Source organism: Phytobacter massiliensis JC163, assembly GCF_000321045.1.
Taxonomy (GTDB): Bacteria; Pseudomonadota; Gammaproteobacteria; order Enterobacterales; family Enterobacteriaceae; genus Phytobacter_A; species Phytobacter_A massiliensis.
Genome location: NZ_HE578945.1, coordinates 1,366,992 through 1,382,522, shown reverse-complemented (window position 1 = coordinate 1,382,522; position 15,531 = coordinate 1,366,992). Strand labels below are relative to the sequence as shown.

Annotated in this window: 18 protein-coding genes and 2 pseudogenes; 10 read left to right on the top strand and 10 right to left on the bottom strand. The window is 56.7% G+C overall.

The genetic code is table 11. From position 1 onward, the window contains the following. Positions 1-341: pseudogene (locus ENTHG_RS06840) on the top strand (MFS transporter); the annotation flags it as partial. Positions 342-368: 27 nt separating this feature from the next. On the opposite strand, the gene sodB reads toward ENTHG_RS06840, so the two are convergent. Together sodB and ENTHG_RS06830 are read right to left on the bottom strand one after the other, a co-directional pair. Next, entirely contained in the window at positions 369-950 is a 582-nt protein-coding gene (gene sodB, locus ENTHG_RS06835; RefSeq protein WP_044177171.1) for a superoxide dismutase [Fe], read from the bottom strand. A 119-nt stretch (positions 951-1,069) separates the two neighbouring features. Beyond that, a pseudogene (locus ENTHG_RS06830) lies at positions 1,070-1,899 on the bottom strand (C40 family peptidase). Positions 1,900-2,236: 337 nt separating this feature from the next. Here ENTHG_RS06830 and grxD point away from each other — a divergent pair. Beyond that, positions 2,237-2,584, top strand: a complete 348-nt coding sequence (gene grxD, locus ENTHG_RS06825; protein ID WP_044177168.1) for a monothiol glutaredoxin 4 — start codon at positions 2,237-2,239, stop codon at positions 2,582-2,584. 40 nt (positions 2,585-2,624) lie between these two features. Here grxD and rnt read toward each other — a convergent pair whose 3' ends face one another. From rnt to ENTHG_RS06805, 4 genes are all read right to left on the bottom strand, one after another. Continuing rightward, on the bottom strand, positions 2,625-3,272 hold the full coding sequence (gene rnt, locus ENTHG_RS06820; RefSeq protein ID WP_044177165.1) for a ribonuclease T: 648 nt from the start codon (positions 3,270-3,272) through the stop codon (positions 2,625-2,627). 91 nt (positions 3,273-3,363) lie between these two features. Continuing rightward, positions 3,364-3,771 (bottom strand): lactoylglutathione lyase, encoded by a 408-nt coding sequence (gene gloA, locus ENTHG_RS06815; RefSeq protein WP_044177161.1) that lies wholly within the window; start codon positions 3,769-3,771, stop codon positions 3,364-3,366. Between the two features lie 83 nt (positions 3,772-3,854). After that, positions 3,855-4,949 (bottom strand): alkene reductase, encoded by a 1,095-nt coding sequence (locus ENTHG_RS06810; protein WP_044177158.1) that lies wholly within the window; start codon positions 4,947-4,949, stop codon positions 3,855-3,857. 54 nt (positions 4,950-5,003) lie between these two features. Beyond that, positions 5,004-5,600: a TetR/AcrR family transcriptional regulator gene (locus ENTHG_RS06805; RefSeq protein ID WP_044177156.1), complete on the bottom strand. Its 597-nt coding sequence runs from the start codon at positions 5,598-5,600 to the stop codon at positions 5,004-5,006. Positions 5,601-5,721: 121 nt separating this feature from the next. Between ENTHG_RS06805 and ENTHG_RS06800 the strand changes: the two genes are divergently transcribed. The 3 genes from ENTHG_RS06800 to sodC all read left to right on the top strand — a co-directional run bounded on the left by ENTHG_RS06800 (position 5,722) and on the right by sodC (position 7,505). Beyond that, entirely contained in the window at positions 5,722-5,961 is a 240-nt protein-coding gene (locus tag ENTHG_RS06800) for a DUF1289 domain-containing protein (RefSeq protein WP_044177153.1), read from the top strand. Positions 5,962-6,009: 48 nt separating this feature from the next. Beyond that, on the top strand, positions 6,010-6,906 hold the full coding sequence (locus ENTHG_RS06795) for an aldo/keto reductase (protein ID WP_044177151.1): 897 nt from the start codon (positions 6,010-6,012) through the stop codon (positions 6,904-6,906). Between the two features lie 77 nt (positions 6,907-6,983). After that, a complete protein-coding gene (gene sodC / locus ENTHG_RS06790; RefSeq protein ID WP_044177148.1) occupies positions 6,984-7,505 on the top strand; it encodes a superoxide dismutase [Cu-Zn] SodC in 522 nt (173 codons plus the stop codon). On the opposite strand, the gene ENTHG_RS06785 is transcribed toward sodC, so the two are convergent. The 3 genes from ENTHG_RS06785 to ENTHG_RS06775 are packed head-to-tail and all read right to left on the bottom strand — an operon-like array spanning position 7,498 to position 10,597. Then, on the bottom strand, positions 7,498-9,507 hold the full coding sequence (locus tag ENTHG_RS06785; RefSeq protein WP_044177145.1) for an FUSC family protein: 2,010 nt from the start codon (positions 9,505-9,507) through the stop codon (positions 7,498-7,500). The genes sodC and ENTHG_RS06785 overlap by 8 nt on opposite strands. Beyond that, positions 9,504-10,367, bottom strand: a complete 864-nt coding sequence (locus tag ENTHG_RS06780; RefSeq protein ID WP_044177140.1) for an efflux RND transporter periplasmic adaptor subunit — start codon at positions 10,365-10,367, stop codon at positions 9,504-9,506. Before ENTHG_RS06780 ends, ENTHG_RS06785 begins: the two co-directional genes overlap by 4 nt. 2 nt (positions 10,368-10,369) lie before the next feature. Beyond that, positions 10,370-10,597 carry a DUF1656 domain-containing protein gene (locus ENTHG_RS06775; protein ID WP_187371643.1) on the bottom strand — a complete coding sequence of 76 codons (228 nt, stop codon included), beginning with the start codon at positions 10,595-10,597 and terminating at the stop codon, positions 10,370-10,372. A 186-nt stretch (positions 10,598-10,783) separates the two neighbouring features. Here ENTHG_RS06775 and slyA point away from each other — a divergent pair, with 186 nt between their 5' ends. After that, positions 10,784-11,224, top strand: a complete 441-nt coding sequence (slyA, locus tag ENTHG_RS06770; protein WP_044177133.1) for a transcriptional regulator SlyA — start codon at positions 10,784-10,786, stop codon at positions 11,222-11,224. Between the two features lie 80 nt (positions 11,225-11,304). Here slyA and slyB read toward each other — a convergent pair whose 3' ends face one another. Continuing rightward, positions 11,305-11,772: an outer membrane lipoprotein SlyB gene (gene slyB, locus ENTHG_RS06765; protein ID WP_044177130.1), complete on the bottom strand. Its 468-nt coding sequence runs from the start codon at positions 11,770-11,772 to the stop codon at positions 11,305-11,307. Between the two features lie 282 nt (positions 11,773-12,054). On the opposite strand from slyB, the gene anmK reads away from it, so the two are divergent. The 4 genes from anmK to tyrS form a co-directional block, all read left to right on the top strand. Beyond that, positions 12,055-13,179, top strand: coding sequence for an anhydro-N-acetylmuramic acid kinase (gene anmK / locus ENTHG_RS06760; protein ID WP_044177127.1), 1,125 nt, complete (start codon positions 12,055-12,057; stop codon positions 13,177-13,179). 90 nt (positions 13,180-13,269) lie between these two features. Continuing rightward, positions 13,270-13,593, top strand: a complete 324-nt coding sequence (mliC, locus tag ENTHG_RS06755) for a C-type lysozyme inhibitor (protein WP_044177126.1) — start codon at positions 13,270-13,272, stop codon at positions 13,591-13,593. Positions 13,594-13,650: 57 nt separating this feature from the next. Further along, a complete protein-coding gene (gene pdxH / locus ENTHG_RS06750; RefSeq protein WP_044177122.1) occupies positions 13,651-14,307 on the top strand; it encodes a pyridoxamine 5'-phosphate oxidase in 657 nt (218 codons plus the stop codon). Between the two features lie 138 nt (positions 14,308-14,445). Next, positions 14,446-15,531, top strand: a 1,086-nt coding sequence (gene tyrS / locus ENTHG_RS06745) for a tyrosine--tRNA ligase (protein ID WP_044177113.1), incomplete at its 3' end; no start/stop codon positions are given.

Below are 15,531 nucleotides of genomic sequence, written 5' to 3'. Positions count from 1 at the left end.
TTGCCATTATGGCGGCTATCCCGTGGCTGGCGCGCAGCGAAGTGGGGGCGGCTGTCAGCATAGTTATCTGGGGGGCGGCGACCTTTGCGATTGTACCGCCGCTGCAGATGCGCGTCATGCGGGTCGCCCATGAAGCGCCGGGGCTCTCATCGTCGGTCAATATTGGCGCGTTTAACCTTGGCAACGCGCTGGGCGCGGCGGCCGGAGGCGCGGTTATCAGCGCCGGGCTCGGTTATATCTTCGTACCGGTCACCGGGGCGATTATCGCCGGGCTGGCGTTGCTGCTGGTCGTTTTCTCGGGGCGGCCACGGGCGGCGCGCGCCTGCGCGGCGGCAGAATAAAAACAGGAGGGTTGCCCCTCCTGATGGTTACGCGGCGTAGTTTTTCGCCACAAAGTCCCAGTTGACCAGCGCCCAGAAATGGTCCAGATAGGCCGGACGGGCGTTACGGTAGTCGATATAGTAGGCGTGTTCCCAGACATCGACGGTTAACAGGGGCGTGGCGTTGGTGGTGAGCGGCGTACCGGCATTGGACGTGGAGACAATCGCCAGTTTGCCATCGGCGTTTTTAACAAGCCAGGTCCAGCCGGAGCCGAAGTTTTTGGTCGCGGCATCGGTAAAGGCAGACTTAAATGCGCTAAAGCTGCCAAACGCGTCATTGATCGCCGAGGCCAGCTCGCCGGTCGGCTCTCCGCCAGCGTTCGGCGCCAGGCAGTGCCAGTAAAACGTATGGTTCCACACCTGAGCGGCGTTGTTAAACACGCCGCCATCCGCGCTGCGGATAATCTCTTCAAGCGTTTTCCCTTCCAGCTCGCTGCCTTTGATCAGGTTATTCAGATTGGTCACGTAAGCCTGATGGTGCTTGCCGTAATGGTACTCCAGCGTTTCAGCGGAGATGTGTGGCGCGAGGGCGTCTTTTGCATATGGTAATGCAGGTAATTCAAACGACATTGCTTAACTCCTTATTTTTATGCACCCAATAACCCTACCGGGCGTGGGGTGATGGTAGCAAAAATAAAGCGGAGCTAAAAGAGAGTGTTACCTGCCGTAAAGACGGCAGGCAGGGGGCGTTAGCGAATGGTGCTTGGCGTAACGACGCGGCGTGCGCCCACATAGTGGCGCTGCCAGTAATCCTCACTCAACGAGGAGATCTGGATATCCTGACCGCTACGGGGAGACTGGATAAACTTGCCGTTGCCGACATAGACGCCTACGTGATCGGCCGTTCCGCGGCCCTGGGTGCGGAAGAAAACTAAATCGCCGCTTTCCAGTTCAGCAACCTTCACCGGCGATGCATCGCGCAGGTGATACATCTCGTTGGCGGTACGCGGGATGCGGAACTTCACTAAATCTTTATAGGCGTAGTAAACCAGGCCGCTGCAGTCGAAGCCGGTCAGCGGGGAGGAGCCACCCCAGCGGTAGGGCTTACCAATCTGGTTCATCAGCTTGGACATGGCTGTCTTCTGCACTTTTTGCATCCGCGCCTTATGCGCTTCAGAGATGGAGAGCGGTTTGCTGCTGCTCTTCACCTGCACGCAGTGGGTTTTGCGCCCTTTGCGCGTGCATTTTTCCGTCATGGCGATGGCGGAAGCGGTTTTCAGGCTGGTTTTACGCTGGCGGGTAGCAACTTTACTGGCGGTTTTTTTACTGGCTGCGGTTTTCTTCGACGCGGTGGTCTTTTTGGTTACGGCTTTTACCGTTTTTTATTGTCGCTGCGACTGCTTTTCTTTGATGTTTTTGATGCGGTGCTCTTTTTACTGCGTTCGGATGCTTTCGCCAGATGCGTTTTTTGCACGGCCGACGATCGCGCCTGTTCAGAGGCGCTGGCCAGTGGCGAAAAAGTAAGCGTGGCGAACAACAAAGCACAGAGCGTGATGGAAGCGTTATTTTTTCGCGCCACTGAGCAATCCCCTGTTAGGCAGGCATTCAATCATGCATGCGTATGATTTCAAAACGCGTTGATTCTAATCCATATACCGCGCAAAAGTTAATACTGATTTTGTATCTAAAACTACGTTTCGCTAGCCAGCGCAAAAAAAACGCCATTTTTGCTGCTGGCAAGGGTAAAAAATAGACGAGTCGGGTAGCAAATGGTGCCTTTAAGCGACATGGACGGTTCGCCCGGGCGCAGAAAAGTTAAAATAGCCATTGGTGAATAAAATGTTATTTTCGGTTGTAGGGCATAACCGTTACAATAAAAGGCTAACTGCCGAAAAGATGTTGAAGGAAGCATGACAATGAGCGAGACCATCGAAAAAATCCAGCGTCAGATCGCTGAAAACCCGATTCTGCTGTATATGAAAGGCTCACCGAAACTGCCAAGCTGCGGTTTCTCTGCCCAGGCCGTGCAGGCGCTTTCCGCCTGTGGCGAGCGTTTCGCCTACGTGGACATTCTGCAAAACCCGGATATCCGCGCCGAGCTGCCAAAATATGCCAACTGGCCGACCTTCCCGCAGCTGTGGGTTGATGGCGAACTGGTAGGCGGGTGCGATATCGTAATCGAAATGTATCAGCGCGGCGAACTGCAGCAGCTGATCAAAGAGACCGCCGCGAAGTACAAATCCGAAGAGCCGGACGCGGAATAATCGTCAAGATAAAAAAAAAAGCGACCTCAGGTCGCTTTTTTTATGCTTCCGGGTTGTCGGTCGGGAGCGGCCAGCCGCCAAGCCGTTTCCAGCGGTTAACGATTTCACAAAACAGCAGCGCCGTCTGTTCCGTATCATACAGGGCCGAGTGCGCCTGCGAGGCGTCGAAATTCAGCCCGGCGGCGGCGCAGGCTTTTGACAGCACCGTCTGCCCCAGCGCCAGACCGCTCAGCGACGCGGTATCGAATGTCACGAACGGGTGAAAGGGGTTTCGCTTGAGAGAGACGCGCTCGGCTGCCGCCATCATAAAGCCGTGATCGAAAGTGGCGTTGTGGGCCACCATGATGGCGCGGTTACAGCCGGTGTCTTTAATCCCTTTGCGTACCTGTTTAAAGATAGCGTGCAGCGCATCGTATTCGCTCACCGCGCCGCGCAGGGGATTGCTGGGGTCAATACCGTTAAACGCCAGCGCCTCTGGCTGCAGGTTCGCGCCTTCAAAAGGTTCCACGTGGAAATGCAGCGTCGTGTCGGGCATAAGCCAGCCATCTTCCATTTTCAGTGTAATGGCGGCGACTTCCAGCAGCGCATCGGTTCTGGCGTTAAACCCGGCGGTTTCAACATCAATCACAACGGGGTAAAAGCCGCGAAAACGATCGCACAGGCCGGAAAGTTGGGCGTTATCGGACATCGGAGTCTCTTGCTATAGAAAAATGGCAGCGCATTATGGCAAATTTTGCGAAGGGATGTAAAACAACGGGCGCGCGCTGCGCCCGTTAAAATCAGTTGCCCAGACCGCGACCCGCGTCTTTGGCTTCAATCAGTTCAACTTTGTAGCCGTCCGGATCTTCGATAAAGGCGATAACGGTCGTGCCGCCTTTTACCGGACCGGCTTCGCGGGTCACTTTTCCGCCATTCTGACGGATACGCTCGCAGGCTTCGGCCGCGTTGTCCACTTCCAGCGCGATATGGCCGTAGGCGGTACCCATCTCATAGCTGTCGACGCCCCAGTTGTAAGTCAGCTCAATCACCGCGGTGTCGGTTTCTTCGCCATAACCCACAAACGCCAGCGAGTATTTGTACTCCGGGTTTTCGCTGGTACGCAGCAGCCGCATACCCAGTACTTTGGTATAGAAATCGATGGAGCGTTGCAGGTCGCCAACACGCAGCATGGTATGAAGTAAGCGCATAGTATCCTCTTTGCCTAAATGAATTATTATTCGAAACAGAGTTTTAGTATAGCGGCGGATCCGCGCCGCTATCAATCAGGGGATTATAAAGACGGGTAGTCGGTGTAGCCTTCAGCGCCGCCGCCGTAGAAGCTTTCCGGGCGTTGCGGGTTGAGCTGGGCTTTACGCTGCAGTCGCTCAACCAAATCCGGGTTGGCGATGTAGTCGCGGCCAAAGGCTACGGCATCGATCAGCCCTTTGCCAATCAGGTCTTCTGCTTTTTCAACCGTATAGGCGCCTGCGCCGATAATCGGCCCCTGGAAACGGGCGCGTACTTTTTGACGGAACGTTTCGGTATAGGGTTCGCCGCCCGCCCAGTCCGGTTCGGACATATGCAGATAGGCAATACCGCGTTTGGCCAGCTGTTCAATAAGCCAGAGCGCATCCGCTTCTTCGTTATCGCCATTATCCGTGTTCTGGAAGACGCCAATCGGCGAGACACGAATGCCAATACGGTCCGCGCTCCAGGCCTCGCTCACGGCGTCGACCACTTCCAGCACCAGACGCGCCCGGTTTTCAATGCTACCGCCGTACTGGTCGGTACGCTGGTTAGCGGAAGGGGAGAGGAACTGGTGCAGCAGGTAGCCGTGGGCAGAGTGCAGTTCAACCAGATCGAAACCGGCATCGCGGGCGTTAATGACCGCCTGGCGGAAATCGTTAACGATACCGGGGATCTCGTCGGTCGCCAGCGCGCGCGGCACGGAGGTGTCGACACGGATGGCGTTGCCGTTTTCATCACGCAGGGAGGTGCGGGTGCCTGAGCTAATGGCAGACGGCGCGACGGGAGCCTGGCCGCCCGGCTGCAGGCTGCTGTGCGAGATACGGCCGGTGTGCCAGAGCTGTACAGCCATATGGCCGTTTTCAGCGTGTACGCCGTCGGTGATTTTTTTCCAGGCGGCAATCTGTTCCGGGCTGTGCAGGCCGGGCGCGCCAGCATAACCTTTCGCCTGAGCGGAGATTTGCGTCGCTTCGCTGATGATAAGCCCGGCGCTGGCGCGTTGACGGTAGTACTCAGCCATTAACGGCGTGGGGATATCACCCGGCTCGATGCTGCGCAGACGGGTCAGCGGAGCCATCAGAACGCGGTTCGGAATGGTGATTGCGCCGATCTTAAGCGGCGTAAACAAGTTGCTTGACATAGATTCTCCTGAATAGACCGGTCGTCTAGTAAAATGACAAATAAAAGCGCCTGTTCAGACAGGCGCGACAATCATGTGTTGCGCGTGGGCCAGCGCGCTTTCCAGCGGAACGGCGCTGCGGGAGATTTTCGCCTGCAGGTTGGCACCCAGCCACAGCGCATAGAGTACCTGTGCCTGAGTGAGCGCGGCCCCGGTAAAAGTGAGGCTGCGCTCGTCACGCCCGTGTTCAAGGGCATCGGCCAGCAGGGCGATAATTCCGCTCGCCCCTTTGTCCATCGCTTCACGCATGGTTTCAGACAGATCGCACACTTCGGCGGAGAGCTTAACCGTCAGGCAACCGCTGATGATGCCCTGCTGACAAAACTGGGTCAGCGTATGCTGATAATAGGCTAGCAGGCGATCGCGATAATTACCTTCGCCGCTGGCGAAATGCGCCGCCAGCCGCTGATGATAACCGGCATAGTGCCGTTCAAGCAGCGCCACGCCGAAGGCTTCTTTGGAACGAAAATAGTGATAGAAAGAGCCTTTCGGCACTTCCGCCGTTTTCAGTAATTCGCTCAACCCCATACCGGTAAAACCGCGATGCATACAGAGACGCTCGCCGGTTTCCAGCAGGTGTTCGCGGGTATCATGTTCACTGTTTCTGCTCATCGGCCCACTGTACTAGACCGATTGGTCTGGTGCAAGTAGCAATAGTTGCGCTCATCCGCCTTGCGCCATGGGCGAGGGCAGTCTTCAATAAGAGAGACAACCACTATTCAGGAGGCGAGGCGTGCCGGAACAACTGGAGTTTTTTCCCGTTCAGAGCCCGTGCCGGGGGATCTGCCAGTCGGATGAGCGCGGATTTTGCCGGGGATGTATGCGCAGCCGGGAGGAGCGTTTTCACTGGCAGGCGATGAGCGACGCGCAAAAACAGGAGGTGCTACGCCTGTGCCGCCAGCGCTGGCTGCGCAAATTACGTGCAAACAAACCCTCCGAGCCAGAAGAACCCCAGCAGCCTTCACTGTTTTAGGGCCAGCATCGCGTATACTCAACACAAATTATTGTTGAGGAAAAGGTTATGGTTCAGCGTATTACCCTTGCCCCGCAGGGTCCCGAGTTCTCCCGTTTTGTGATGGGTTACTGGCGTTTGATGGACTGGAACATGTCCACTCGCCAGCTGGTCAGCTTTATTGAAGAACATCTCGACCTTGGGGTGACGACAGTCGACCATGCCGATATCTACGGCGGTTACCAGTGTGAAGCGGCCTTTGGCGAGGCGATGAAGCTCTCTCCTGCGCTTCGTAACCGGATGGAGATTGTCACCAAATGCGGTATCGCCACCACCGCCCGCAAAGAGAATGTCATTGGCCACTACATTACCGATCGTCAGCACATTATTGACAGTGCGGAACAGTCGCTCCGCCATCTCGCCACCGATCGTCTGGACCTGCTGCTGATCCACCGTCCGGACCCGCTGATGAACGCCGATGAGGTTGCAGAGGCGTTCCTGCACTTGCACCAGAGCGGCAAAGTGCGCCATTTCGGCGTCTCGAACTTTACCCCGGCGCAGTTCTCGCTGCTCCAGTCGCGCCTGCCTTTTACGCTCGCAACCAACCAGGTAGAGATCTCGCCTGTTCATCAGCCGTTGCTGCTGGATGGCACGCTCGATCAGCTGCAGCAGTTGCGCATACACCCGATGGCGTGGTCATGCCTTGGCGGCGGCCGCCTGTTCAACGATCTCTCTTTCCAGCCGCTACGTGATGAACTGGCGCAGGTTGCGCAGGAGCTTAACGCCCAGAGTATCGATCAGGTGGTCTACGCGTGGATAATGCGCCTGCCGTCGCAGCCATTACCGATTATTGGCTCCGGCAGAATTGAACGGGTGCGCGCGGCGCTGGCGGCAGAAAACCTTGAGCTTACCCGCCAGCAGTGGTTCCGCATTCGTAAAGCCGCGCTCGGCTACGATGTCCCCTGACAGAAAGTGACTGACTTTCCGGTAAATCTTCTCCCCTGGTTTAAACTTACAGGGGAAAAGCCAATAACGGAGGTTACATGAAGCGTTTTAGTCTGGCACTACTGGCACTGGTCGTAAGCGCAGGCGCGCAGGCGGCCAGTGAAGAAGTTGAAATGAACCTCGTCACCGCACAGGGGATTGGGCAGTCTATCGGTACGGTGAAAATTAGCGAAACCGATAAAGGGCTGGAGTTCGCCCCCGATCTGAAAGCGCTACCCCCCGGAGAGCATGGGTTTCATATTCATGCGAAGGGCAGCTGTGAACCGGCAATGAAAGAGGGCAAACCGTCCGCCGCGGAGGCAGCGGGCGGCCACCTCGATCCGCATAACACCGGCAAACACGAAGGGCCGGAAGGGGCAGGCCACCTGGGCGACCTGCCAGCGCTGGTGGTTAACAACGACGGCAAAGCGACCGATTCCGTTGTTGCCCCACGGCTGAAAAAGCTTGATGAGGTGAAAGACAAAGCGCTGATGATCCACGTGGGCGGGGATAATATGTCCGATTCGCCTAAGCCGCTTGGCGGCGGCGGCGAGCGTTACGCCTGCGGGGTCATTAAGTAGAAATAGCGTTCGGCGAGCCTGCCGTCGGCGCCTGTTCCAGCTGTGACAGCGAGCAGTACAAGCGCCACACAACGGAAGCCAGTTCTCTGGCGGCGGGCTGATGGTGGCGCGACAGCGCCTCGCAGATACGTTCCAGCTCCCGGAGCGTGAGCGCCAGCGGTCTTTGCTGGACGCCACGCTCGCTCATCACGTCCCGCAGCAGGCCCAGACACAGATCGCGCACCTTGGCTAAGGGATCGGAGCGCGCTTCCCACTCCCGCAGCTGCCACACCACGTGGGAGCAGTTCAGCAGCACCACTCCCCAGCGCAGCAGCCAGCGGCGCGCGGCATCATCCTTACTGTTACTTAACTGACTGATATGGTGATACACCACCGATTCAAAGGCATGTTCACTGAGCACCGGCGCACGGCTAAGCTGATCGACAAAACCCCGGCGCAGGGCGCGAATATGGCGACGACTTTTGCGCGCATCCGAACCGGGACGCAGCACGGCGAACGCCAGCCACGAGAGCGCCACCCCTAGAATTTTTGCCAGATCGTCATTTAAAAAATCCGCCAGATCGTAAACCGGCGGGTTGGTGACCGCGATAAAAGAGCCCATAAAAACAATTAGCTGGCCCCATAATCCCGCCATTTTTGGCATCTGCAATTTCAGCAGCTGCATGGTAATGAGCAACGGGAAAAGAAACAGCAGGAAGACCCATAAATCGCTGATTTGCACCATCAGGCCGAATTTGACGGCAAAACTGAACAGGGTGAGCCAAAAAAAGGTGCGCAGCAGCATGGTCAGGGAGTTAAACGGCGAGGGGGCCACCGAGTAGAGCACGCAGCTTATGGCGGCCAGCGTCAATGCCTCTGACCCGTCATCCCACTGGCTGGTGATGGCCCAGGCGCCTATCAGGCTGATGGCGCAAAAAGTACGTAGCCCGCTCCACAGCGCTTCGACATTATCCGTATAGCGCGTTAACCGCGAAGTGCGCGGCAGGTTATATTCGGTGACCGGCGTGGCATTCTCCAGCCGCGTCAGCCAGCGGCTGGTCACCAGATAGAGCCGACAAAAATAGCGCAGCCGCTCCCAGAAGGCGCGGTGACGAAAATCGTCATCCACCGGGGCGAGGGGGGCGATGATACGGGCGACGGTGTACGCATCCATTCCGGGGCGGGCAAGGGCCGCCAGCAGCGCGTCCAGAACCGGGCGCATTTCGCCAGGCGGCTGCGGCCAGTTGATAAGCATCCGGCGCAGGCTGGAGATAACGCTGGTCATGCGCAGCTGCTGGTGAAGCAGGTAGTTGAGCAGATTATTTTGCTGCCGGAAGCGGTAGTGGCTCCAGAAGGCCTGGATACGCAGCAAATTCATGGTCAGGATCTGGCCGATTACGCTTTCATGGGCGGTACGGATGGCGTCGGTGGTCTCCTGCTGCCACAGCAGGCTGGCGTGTTCAAGCAGGCGGGCGTGCATCTTTTTGAGCGCCGTCAGCAGGGCTGTGCCATCCGATGTGCTCGGCAGAATCATCATCATCATGCCGCCGCATAAAATCCCCAGCATGACTTCGCAGACGCGCGCCTGGGCGATATCCCATAGCTCAGTGGTGTCGGTAATATTGATTACCGGAAAGGCGATTATCGCCGCCGTATAGCCTGCCAGCTGGAAAGCATAAGCGACATTGTAACTGAACTGGGCGCAGGCCCAGGTGCAAAGCCCGGTCCAGCCCGCCATGGCAAAGAGAAATAGCCAGGGGTCATTCAGGGTATGCCCGGCAATCAGCAGCGCGGCGCTGGCGCCCAGCAGGCTACCGGCGACGCGGCCAAGGCTTTTGCTGATAACCCCGCCCACGGTGGGAAAGCTGACCACTGCCGCAGAGGTCATCGCCCAGTAGGGTTCATCCAGATCGAGGCTATAAGCGATAGTCAGCGCCAGGCACATCGCCAGGCTATTGCGCAGCGCGTAACGCCACTGTGTACGCGTGGCGTTCAGCCAGGGCAGGGGAAGCGACAGTTTCACTGCGGCTCGCCAATAGAGACCGTGCAGGTGGTGCCAGAGATCAGCGTGACGTCAGCAGGTAGCGCATCGAACTCAATACGCACCGGCACCCGCTGCGCCAGCCTGACCCAGGGAATATTGGGTTTGATATCCGGCACCAGCCCGCTGTCGGCCTCAACGCTCTGATCGTAAATCGCGCGACCAATCCCGGAAACGTGACCCTGTAACGTTACGTTCCCGCTGTAGAGAACGATATGCGCTTTCGCTCCCTGGCGAATATGGCGCAGTTTCGTCTCTTCAAAATAGCCCATGACGTAAAATGAGTGGCTGTCCACCAGCGCGAACAGGGGCTGGCCCGCGGTGGCGTAATTGCCCACCCGGGTTGAAAGGTTTGTTACCCAGCCATCCACCGGCGCTTTGACGGTGGTCTGTGAAAGCTGCCACTGCGCCTGTTCAAGCTGCGCCTGTGCCGCCTCGACGCTGGCCTCGCTGGCTTTAACGGTGATGTTGGCGGTATCAAGCTCTTCCGCCGAGATGTAATTGCGCGGCAGATGACGGCGACGGTTGGCTTCATTACGCGCCTTCGCCAGATCGGACTGCGCGTGCGCCAGCTGCGCCTGCGCGTTCAGCACCGCGATGCGAAAAGGCGTCTCGTCAATACGAAAAAGCACATCCCCCGCCTTCACCAGCTGGTTATCTTTCACATTCAACCCGGTAATACTGCCGGATACCTGCGGCGTAATACCCACCTGTTCCGCGCGAACCTTGCCGTCTCGTGTCCAGGGCGACTGCATATAGAAGTTCCACAGCCACCAGCCTGCGGTAAGGGCGATAGCCAGGACAATTAATGATGAGAAATATTTAAGTGATTTGAGACGCATAGTTACCACACGATCAAAAAGCCGAGCGACAAACTGATAGCGATCACGAACAGCGAGAGATCCATCAGAATGGGATGCCAGAGAGTGCCTGCGTACATCCAGTCACGCAGTAAGCGATGCAGAATTAGCCAGAGCACAAAGCCCAGCAGCACTGCTTTGAATATAGGAGGAAAATAGACAGAAGCGCCAAAAATCAGATCCTGCAAGGGTAACGATGGGGAGGAAATCATTAACGTCACGAGCCTGTATCCTTTTGGCGAAAAATTCACCGGTTCGTTTCATCGGCGTCACCGATGCGTGGAGAAGAGATGAATGCGTTAAGTCGATCAAAAAAGCAATGCATTTGTTTTACAAATATAAATGCTGCACACTATTTTAAAATGGGTATAATAAGTTAGCAAGCTAATTATAAGGAGATGAAATTGGAATCGCCACTGGGTTCTGATCTGGCGCGTTTAGTGCGCATCTGGCGTGCTCTGATTGACCATCGCCTGAAACCTCTGGAATTAACGCAGACGCACTGGGTTACGCTGCATAACATTCATCAGCTGCCGCCCGAACAGTCGCAAATTCAACTGGCCAAAGCGATAGGCATTGAGCAGCCTTCGCTGGTGCGAACTTTGGACCAACTGGAAGAGAAAGGGCTCATTTCTCGCCAGACCTGCGCCAGCGACCGCCGGGCTAAACGGATTAAATTAACCGAAAAAGCTGCGCCTATCATCGAACAGATGGAAACGGTTATCAGCAAAACGCGGGGAGAAATCCTCGCTGGCATCTCTGCGGAGGAGCTGGATCAGTTAATTAATCTGATTGCCCGACTGGAGCAAAACATCAATGAGCTGCAGTTGAGAGACTGACTATCAGCCATAAAGCAAAAGCCTCGCATCGCGAGGCTTTTTTACGCCTGCCGCCAGAAGCTGGCGGCTATGCGGTAAGATTAACGCGGGGAAACAGTAACCTGGCGGCCATCTGTTGCCAGCGCGACACGCTGACCGGCAACAAAGCGGGAATTCCCCTGTTTCTGCACCACCATAATGCTGTTGCCGTCATCTTTACGAATTTCCAGCTCAACACCCTGCGATTTATTCAGCGCGCCCTGAACACCCTGGCCCGCAACGCCACCCGCTACCGCGCCTGCGGCCGTTGCCAGTGAGCGACCGGTGCCGCCGCCGACGGTGTTACCTAAAAAGCCGCCGAGAACCGCGCCGCCAATGGCGCCAATTACGTTGCTGTCATTGCCACCCTGAATCTGAACCGGACGAACATTAACAATGGTGCCGTAAGTGACATTCTGCACCTGTTTGGCTTCAGAGGCGGAATAGACATCTCCGGAGAGTGTATTGTCGTTAACACAACCAGCCAGAGTTAAACCAACCAGCGTAACTGCCAGTGCACGTAACATCATTTATGAATCTCCTGTTCACCAAAACATGCTCGTGTGAGCATCCGTCATGGTTAAATTATATGGCATTTACTCACGTCGGGTCATGTCTTCTGCCAAAACGTGACAAAAATAATAGCAACAGCAAATTTAACCGGGTTTAAACAAGGCAATTATAAACCAGCGCTGTCACTTTTCGCGCCCTTCGCTGCCGATGCGATTGTTAAAAAGTGTTTGTATTCGATGGCATTAACGCACGCTTTATGGTGGAGTTACAGGTTCACGCCCAGCAAAGAGAGAAGGCATATGAAATCGGGTCGCTATATCGGCGTAATGTCAGGAACCAGTCTGGATGGCGTGGATGTCGTCCTCGCCGCGATCGATGACAAGATGGTCGCCCAGCAGGCCAGCCTGAGCTGGCCTATGCCCCTCCCGCTGAAAGAGGCGATTTTGAACGTCTGCCAGGGGCAACCCTTAACCCTGTCACAGTTGGGCAGGCTGGACAGTCAGCTCGGAAAACTCTTTGCCGACGCCGTCAGGGCGTTAATGGAGCAGGAGCGTCTGCAGCCACAGGATATTGTAGCCATCGGCTGCCACGGGCAGACCGTCTGGCACGAGCCGGGGGGCGATGTGCCGCACACCATGCAAATTGGCGACAATAACCAGATAGTCGCTCTGACCGGCGTGACCGTAGTGGGGGATTTTCGCCGCCGTGATATGGCGCTGGGCGGGCAGGGGGCGCCGCTGGTCCCGGCCTTTCATCAGGCGTTGCTAGCGCATCCCACCGAGCGCCGTATGGTGCTGAATATCGGCGGCATCGCCAACCTCTCTCTGCTGTTTCCCGGCGCGCCGGTGCGCGGCTATGATACCGGGCCGGGTAACATGCTGATGGATGCGTGGATCTGGCGCAAGCTGGGTAAACCTTTTGATAAAGACGCCGTGTGGGCGAGCGGCGGCAGCGTTGTCCTTCCGCTGCTGCAGAGTATGCTAAGCGATCCTTATTTCGCCGCTCCCGCGCCGAAGAGTACCGGGCGGGAGTATTTCAACTATGGCTGGCTTGAGTGCCACCTTGCCCGTTTCCCGGCGCTGGACCCGCGCGATGTTGAAACTACACTGGTGGAGCTAACGGCGGTGACCATCGCGGAGCAGGCCCTGCTGTGCGGCGGCTGCGAGCGGCTGCTGGTCTGCGGCGGCGGCAGTCGTAATCCGCTGCTGATGGCACGGCTGTCGGCCTTGCTGCCGGGCACGGAGGTGACGACCACCGACGAGGCGGGTATTAGCGGTGATGATATGGAGGCGCTGGCCTTCGCCTGGCTGGCCTGGCGCACGATTGCCGGCCTTCCCGGAAACTTGCCGTCGGTCACTGGCGCGTCGCAGCCCAGCGTGCTGGGGGCCATTTTCCCCGCCAATCCGCGGCAGAATCGGAGTTAACTGAATTTACCTGACGCTGCCTGCCGTTAGACTCCGGGGGGAGGGGCGGATTTTCGCCCTTTCTGACCAGGACCGTCTCGGGAAAAACTAATGAAAAAAATTGTTATTGCCTGTCTGCCCGCGCTGCTTGCCGGGTGTAGTTATTACAACCAGTTTGTTGAACGTATGAACACAGATACGCTGGAGTATCAGTGTGATGAGAAACCGCTCAGCGTTAAGCTCAACCAGCCGCGGCAGGAGGTAAGCTTTGTCTATGACGATAAAGTCCATACGCTGACGCAGGGGCTTTCCGCCTCCGGCACCCGCTATACCGACGGAATTTATGTATTCTGGTCGAAGGGCGAGAGCGCAACGGTCTATAAACGCGACCGCGTCGTGCTCGATAACTGTCAGCTCCAGAATCCCCAGCGTTGAGATTTTCGCAGGCGGGGCGCACAATAGCCCCACCTGTTCCTAACCTTCGCTAACGCTATGTCTGATAACGAACAATTGCAGCAAATCGCCCATTTGCGCCGTGAGTACACCAAAGGCGGTTTACGCCGCGCCGATCTCCCCGCCGAACCGCTTTCTCTTTTTGAACGCTGGCTGGGGCAGGCGTGCGAAGCCCGGCTTGCCGATCCTACCGCCATGGTGGTGGCGACGGTGGATGAATCCGGGCAGCCTTATCAGCGCATCGTCTTGTTAAAGCATTACGATGAGCGCGGGCTGGTCTTTTATACCAATCTGGGCAGCCGCAAAGCGCAGCAGATTGAACATAACCCGGCAATCAGCCTGCTTTTCCCCTGGCATATGCTGGAGCGGCAGGTCATGGTCGTCGGTAAGGCCGAGCGTCTCTCGACGCTGGACGTCATCAAATATTTCCATAGCCGACCCCGCGACAGCCAGATTGGCGCCTGGGTTTCTCAGCAATCCAGCCGCATTTCGGCACGCGGGATTCTGGAAAGCAAATTCCTTGAGCTTAAGCAGAAATTTCAGCAGGGCGAAGTTCCTCTGCCCAGTTTCTGGGGCGGCTATCGCGTCAGTATTGAGCAGATGGAGTTCTGGCAGGGGGGCGCGCACCGTCTTCACGACCGTTTTCTCTACCAGCGCGATAACGGTGGGTGGAAAATCGATCGCCTCGCACCCTGATCCCTGAAAAATGTTGCGCTTAGCGCTGGTGCTCGAAGTGCTGGCGCTTTATTCTATTCTCCCCCTGAAAGGGTTTTCGCATCTGGCGAAAAGTCGTGTACCGGCTAAGGTGCAGTCGTTTTATACATGGAGAATTGGATGGCTAGCAGTAACTTGATTAAACAATTGCAAGAGCGGGGCCTTGTGGCTCAGGTGACGGACGAGGAAGCGTTAGCAGAGCGACTGGCGCAAGGCCCGATCGCGCTCTATTGCGGCTTCGATCCTACCGCTGACAGCTTGCATTTGGGGCATCTTGTTCCATTGTTATGCCTGAAACGCTTCCAGCAGGCAGGGCATAAACCTGTGGCGCTGGTCGGCGGCGCAACCGGTCTGATTGGCGACCCGAGCTTTAAAGCCGCTGAGCGTAAGCTCAACACCGAAGACACCGTGCAGGAGTGGGTGGATAAAATTCGCAAACAGGTCGCGCCGTTCCTCGACTTTGATTGCGGTGATAACTCCGCCATTGCCGCCAACAACTATGACTGGTTCGGCAGCATGAACGTGCTGACCTTCCTGCGTGATATCGGCAAACATTTCTCCGTCAACCAGATGATCAACAAAGAAGCGGTGAAGCAGCGTCTTAACCGTGACGATCAGGGCATCTCGTTTACCGAATTCTCCTATAACCTGCTGCAGGGCTATGACTTCGCCTGCCTGAATAAACTGCATGGCGTCGCCCTGCAGATTGGCGGTTCGGACCAGTGGGGGAACATCACGTCCGGTATCGACCTGACCCGTCGTCTGCACCAGAATCAGGTATTCGGTCTGACCGTTCCGCTGATCACCAAAGCCGACGGCACCAAATTCGGTAAAACCGAAGGCGGCGCGGTATGGCTCGATCCGAAGAAAACCAGCCCGTACAAATTCTACCAGTTCTGGATCAACACTGCTGATGCGGACGTTTACCGCTTCCTGAAGTTCTTCACCTTTATGGATATTGAAGAGATCAATGCCCTGGAAGAAGAAGACAAGAACAGCGGTAAAGCGCCGCGCGCGCAGTACGTGCTGGCCGAGCAGGTCACGCGCCTGGTTCACGGCGAAGAAGGGCTGGTAGCGGCAAAACGCATCACCGAGAGCCTGTTTAACGGCAACCTGAGCGATCTGAGCGAGGCCGATTTCGAGCAGCTGGCGCAGGATGGCGTTCCGATGATTGAGATGGAAAAAGGCGCAGACCTGATGCAGGCG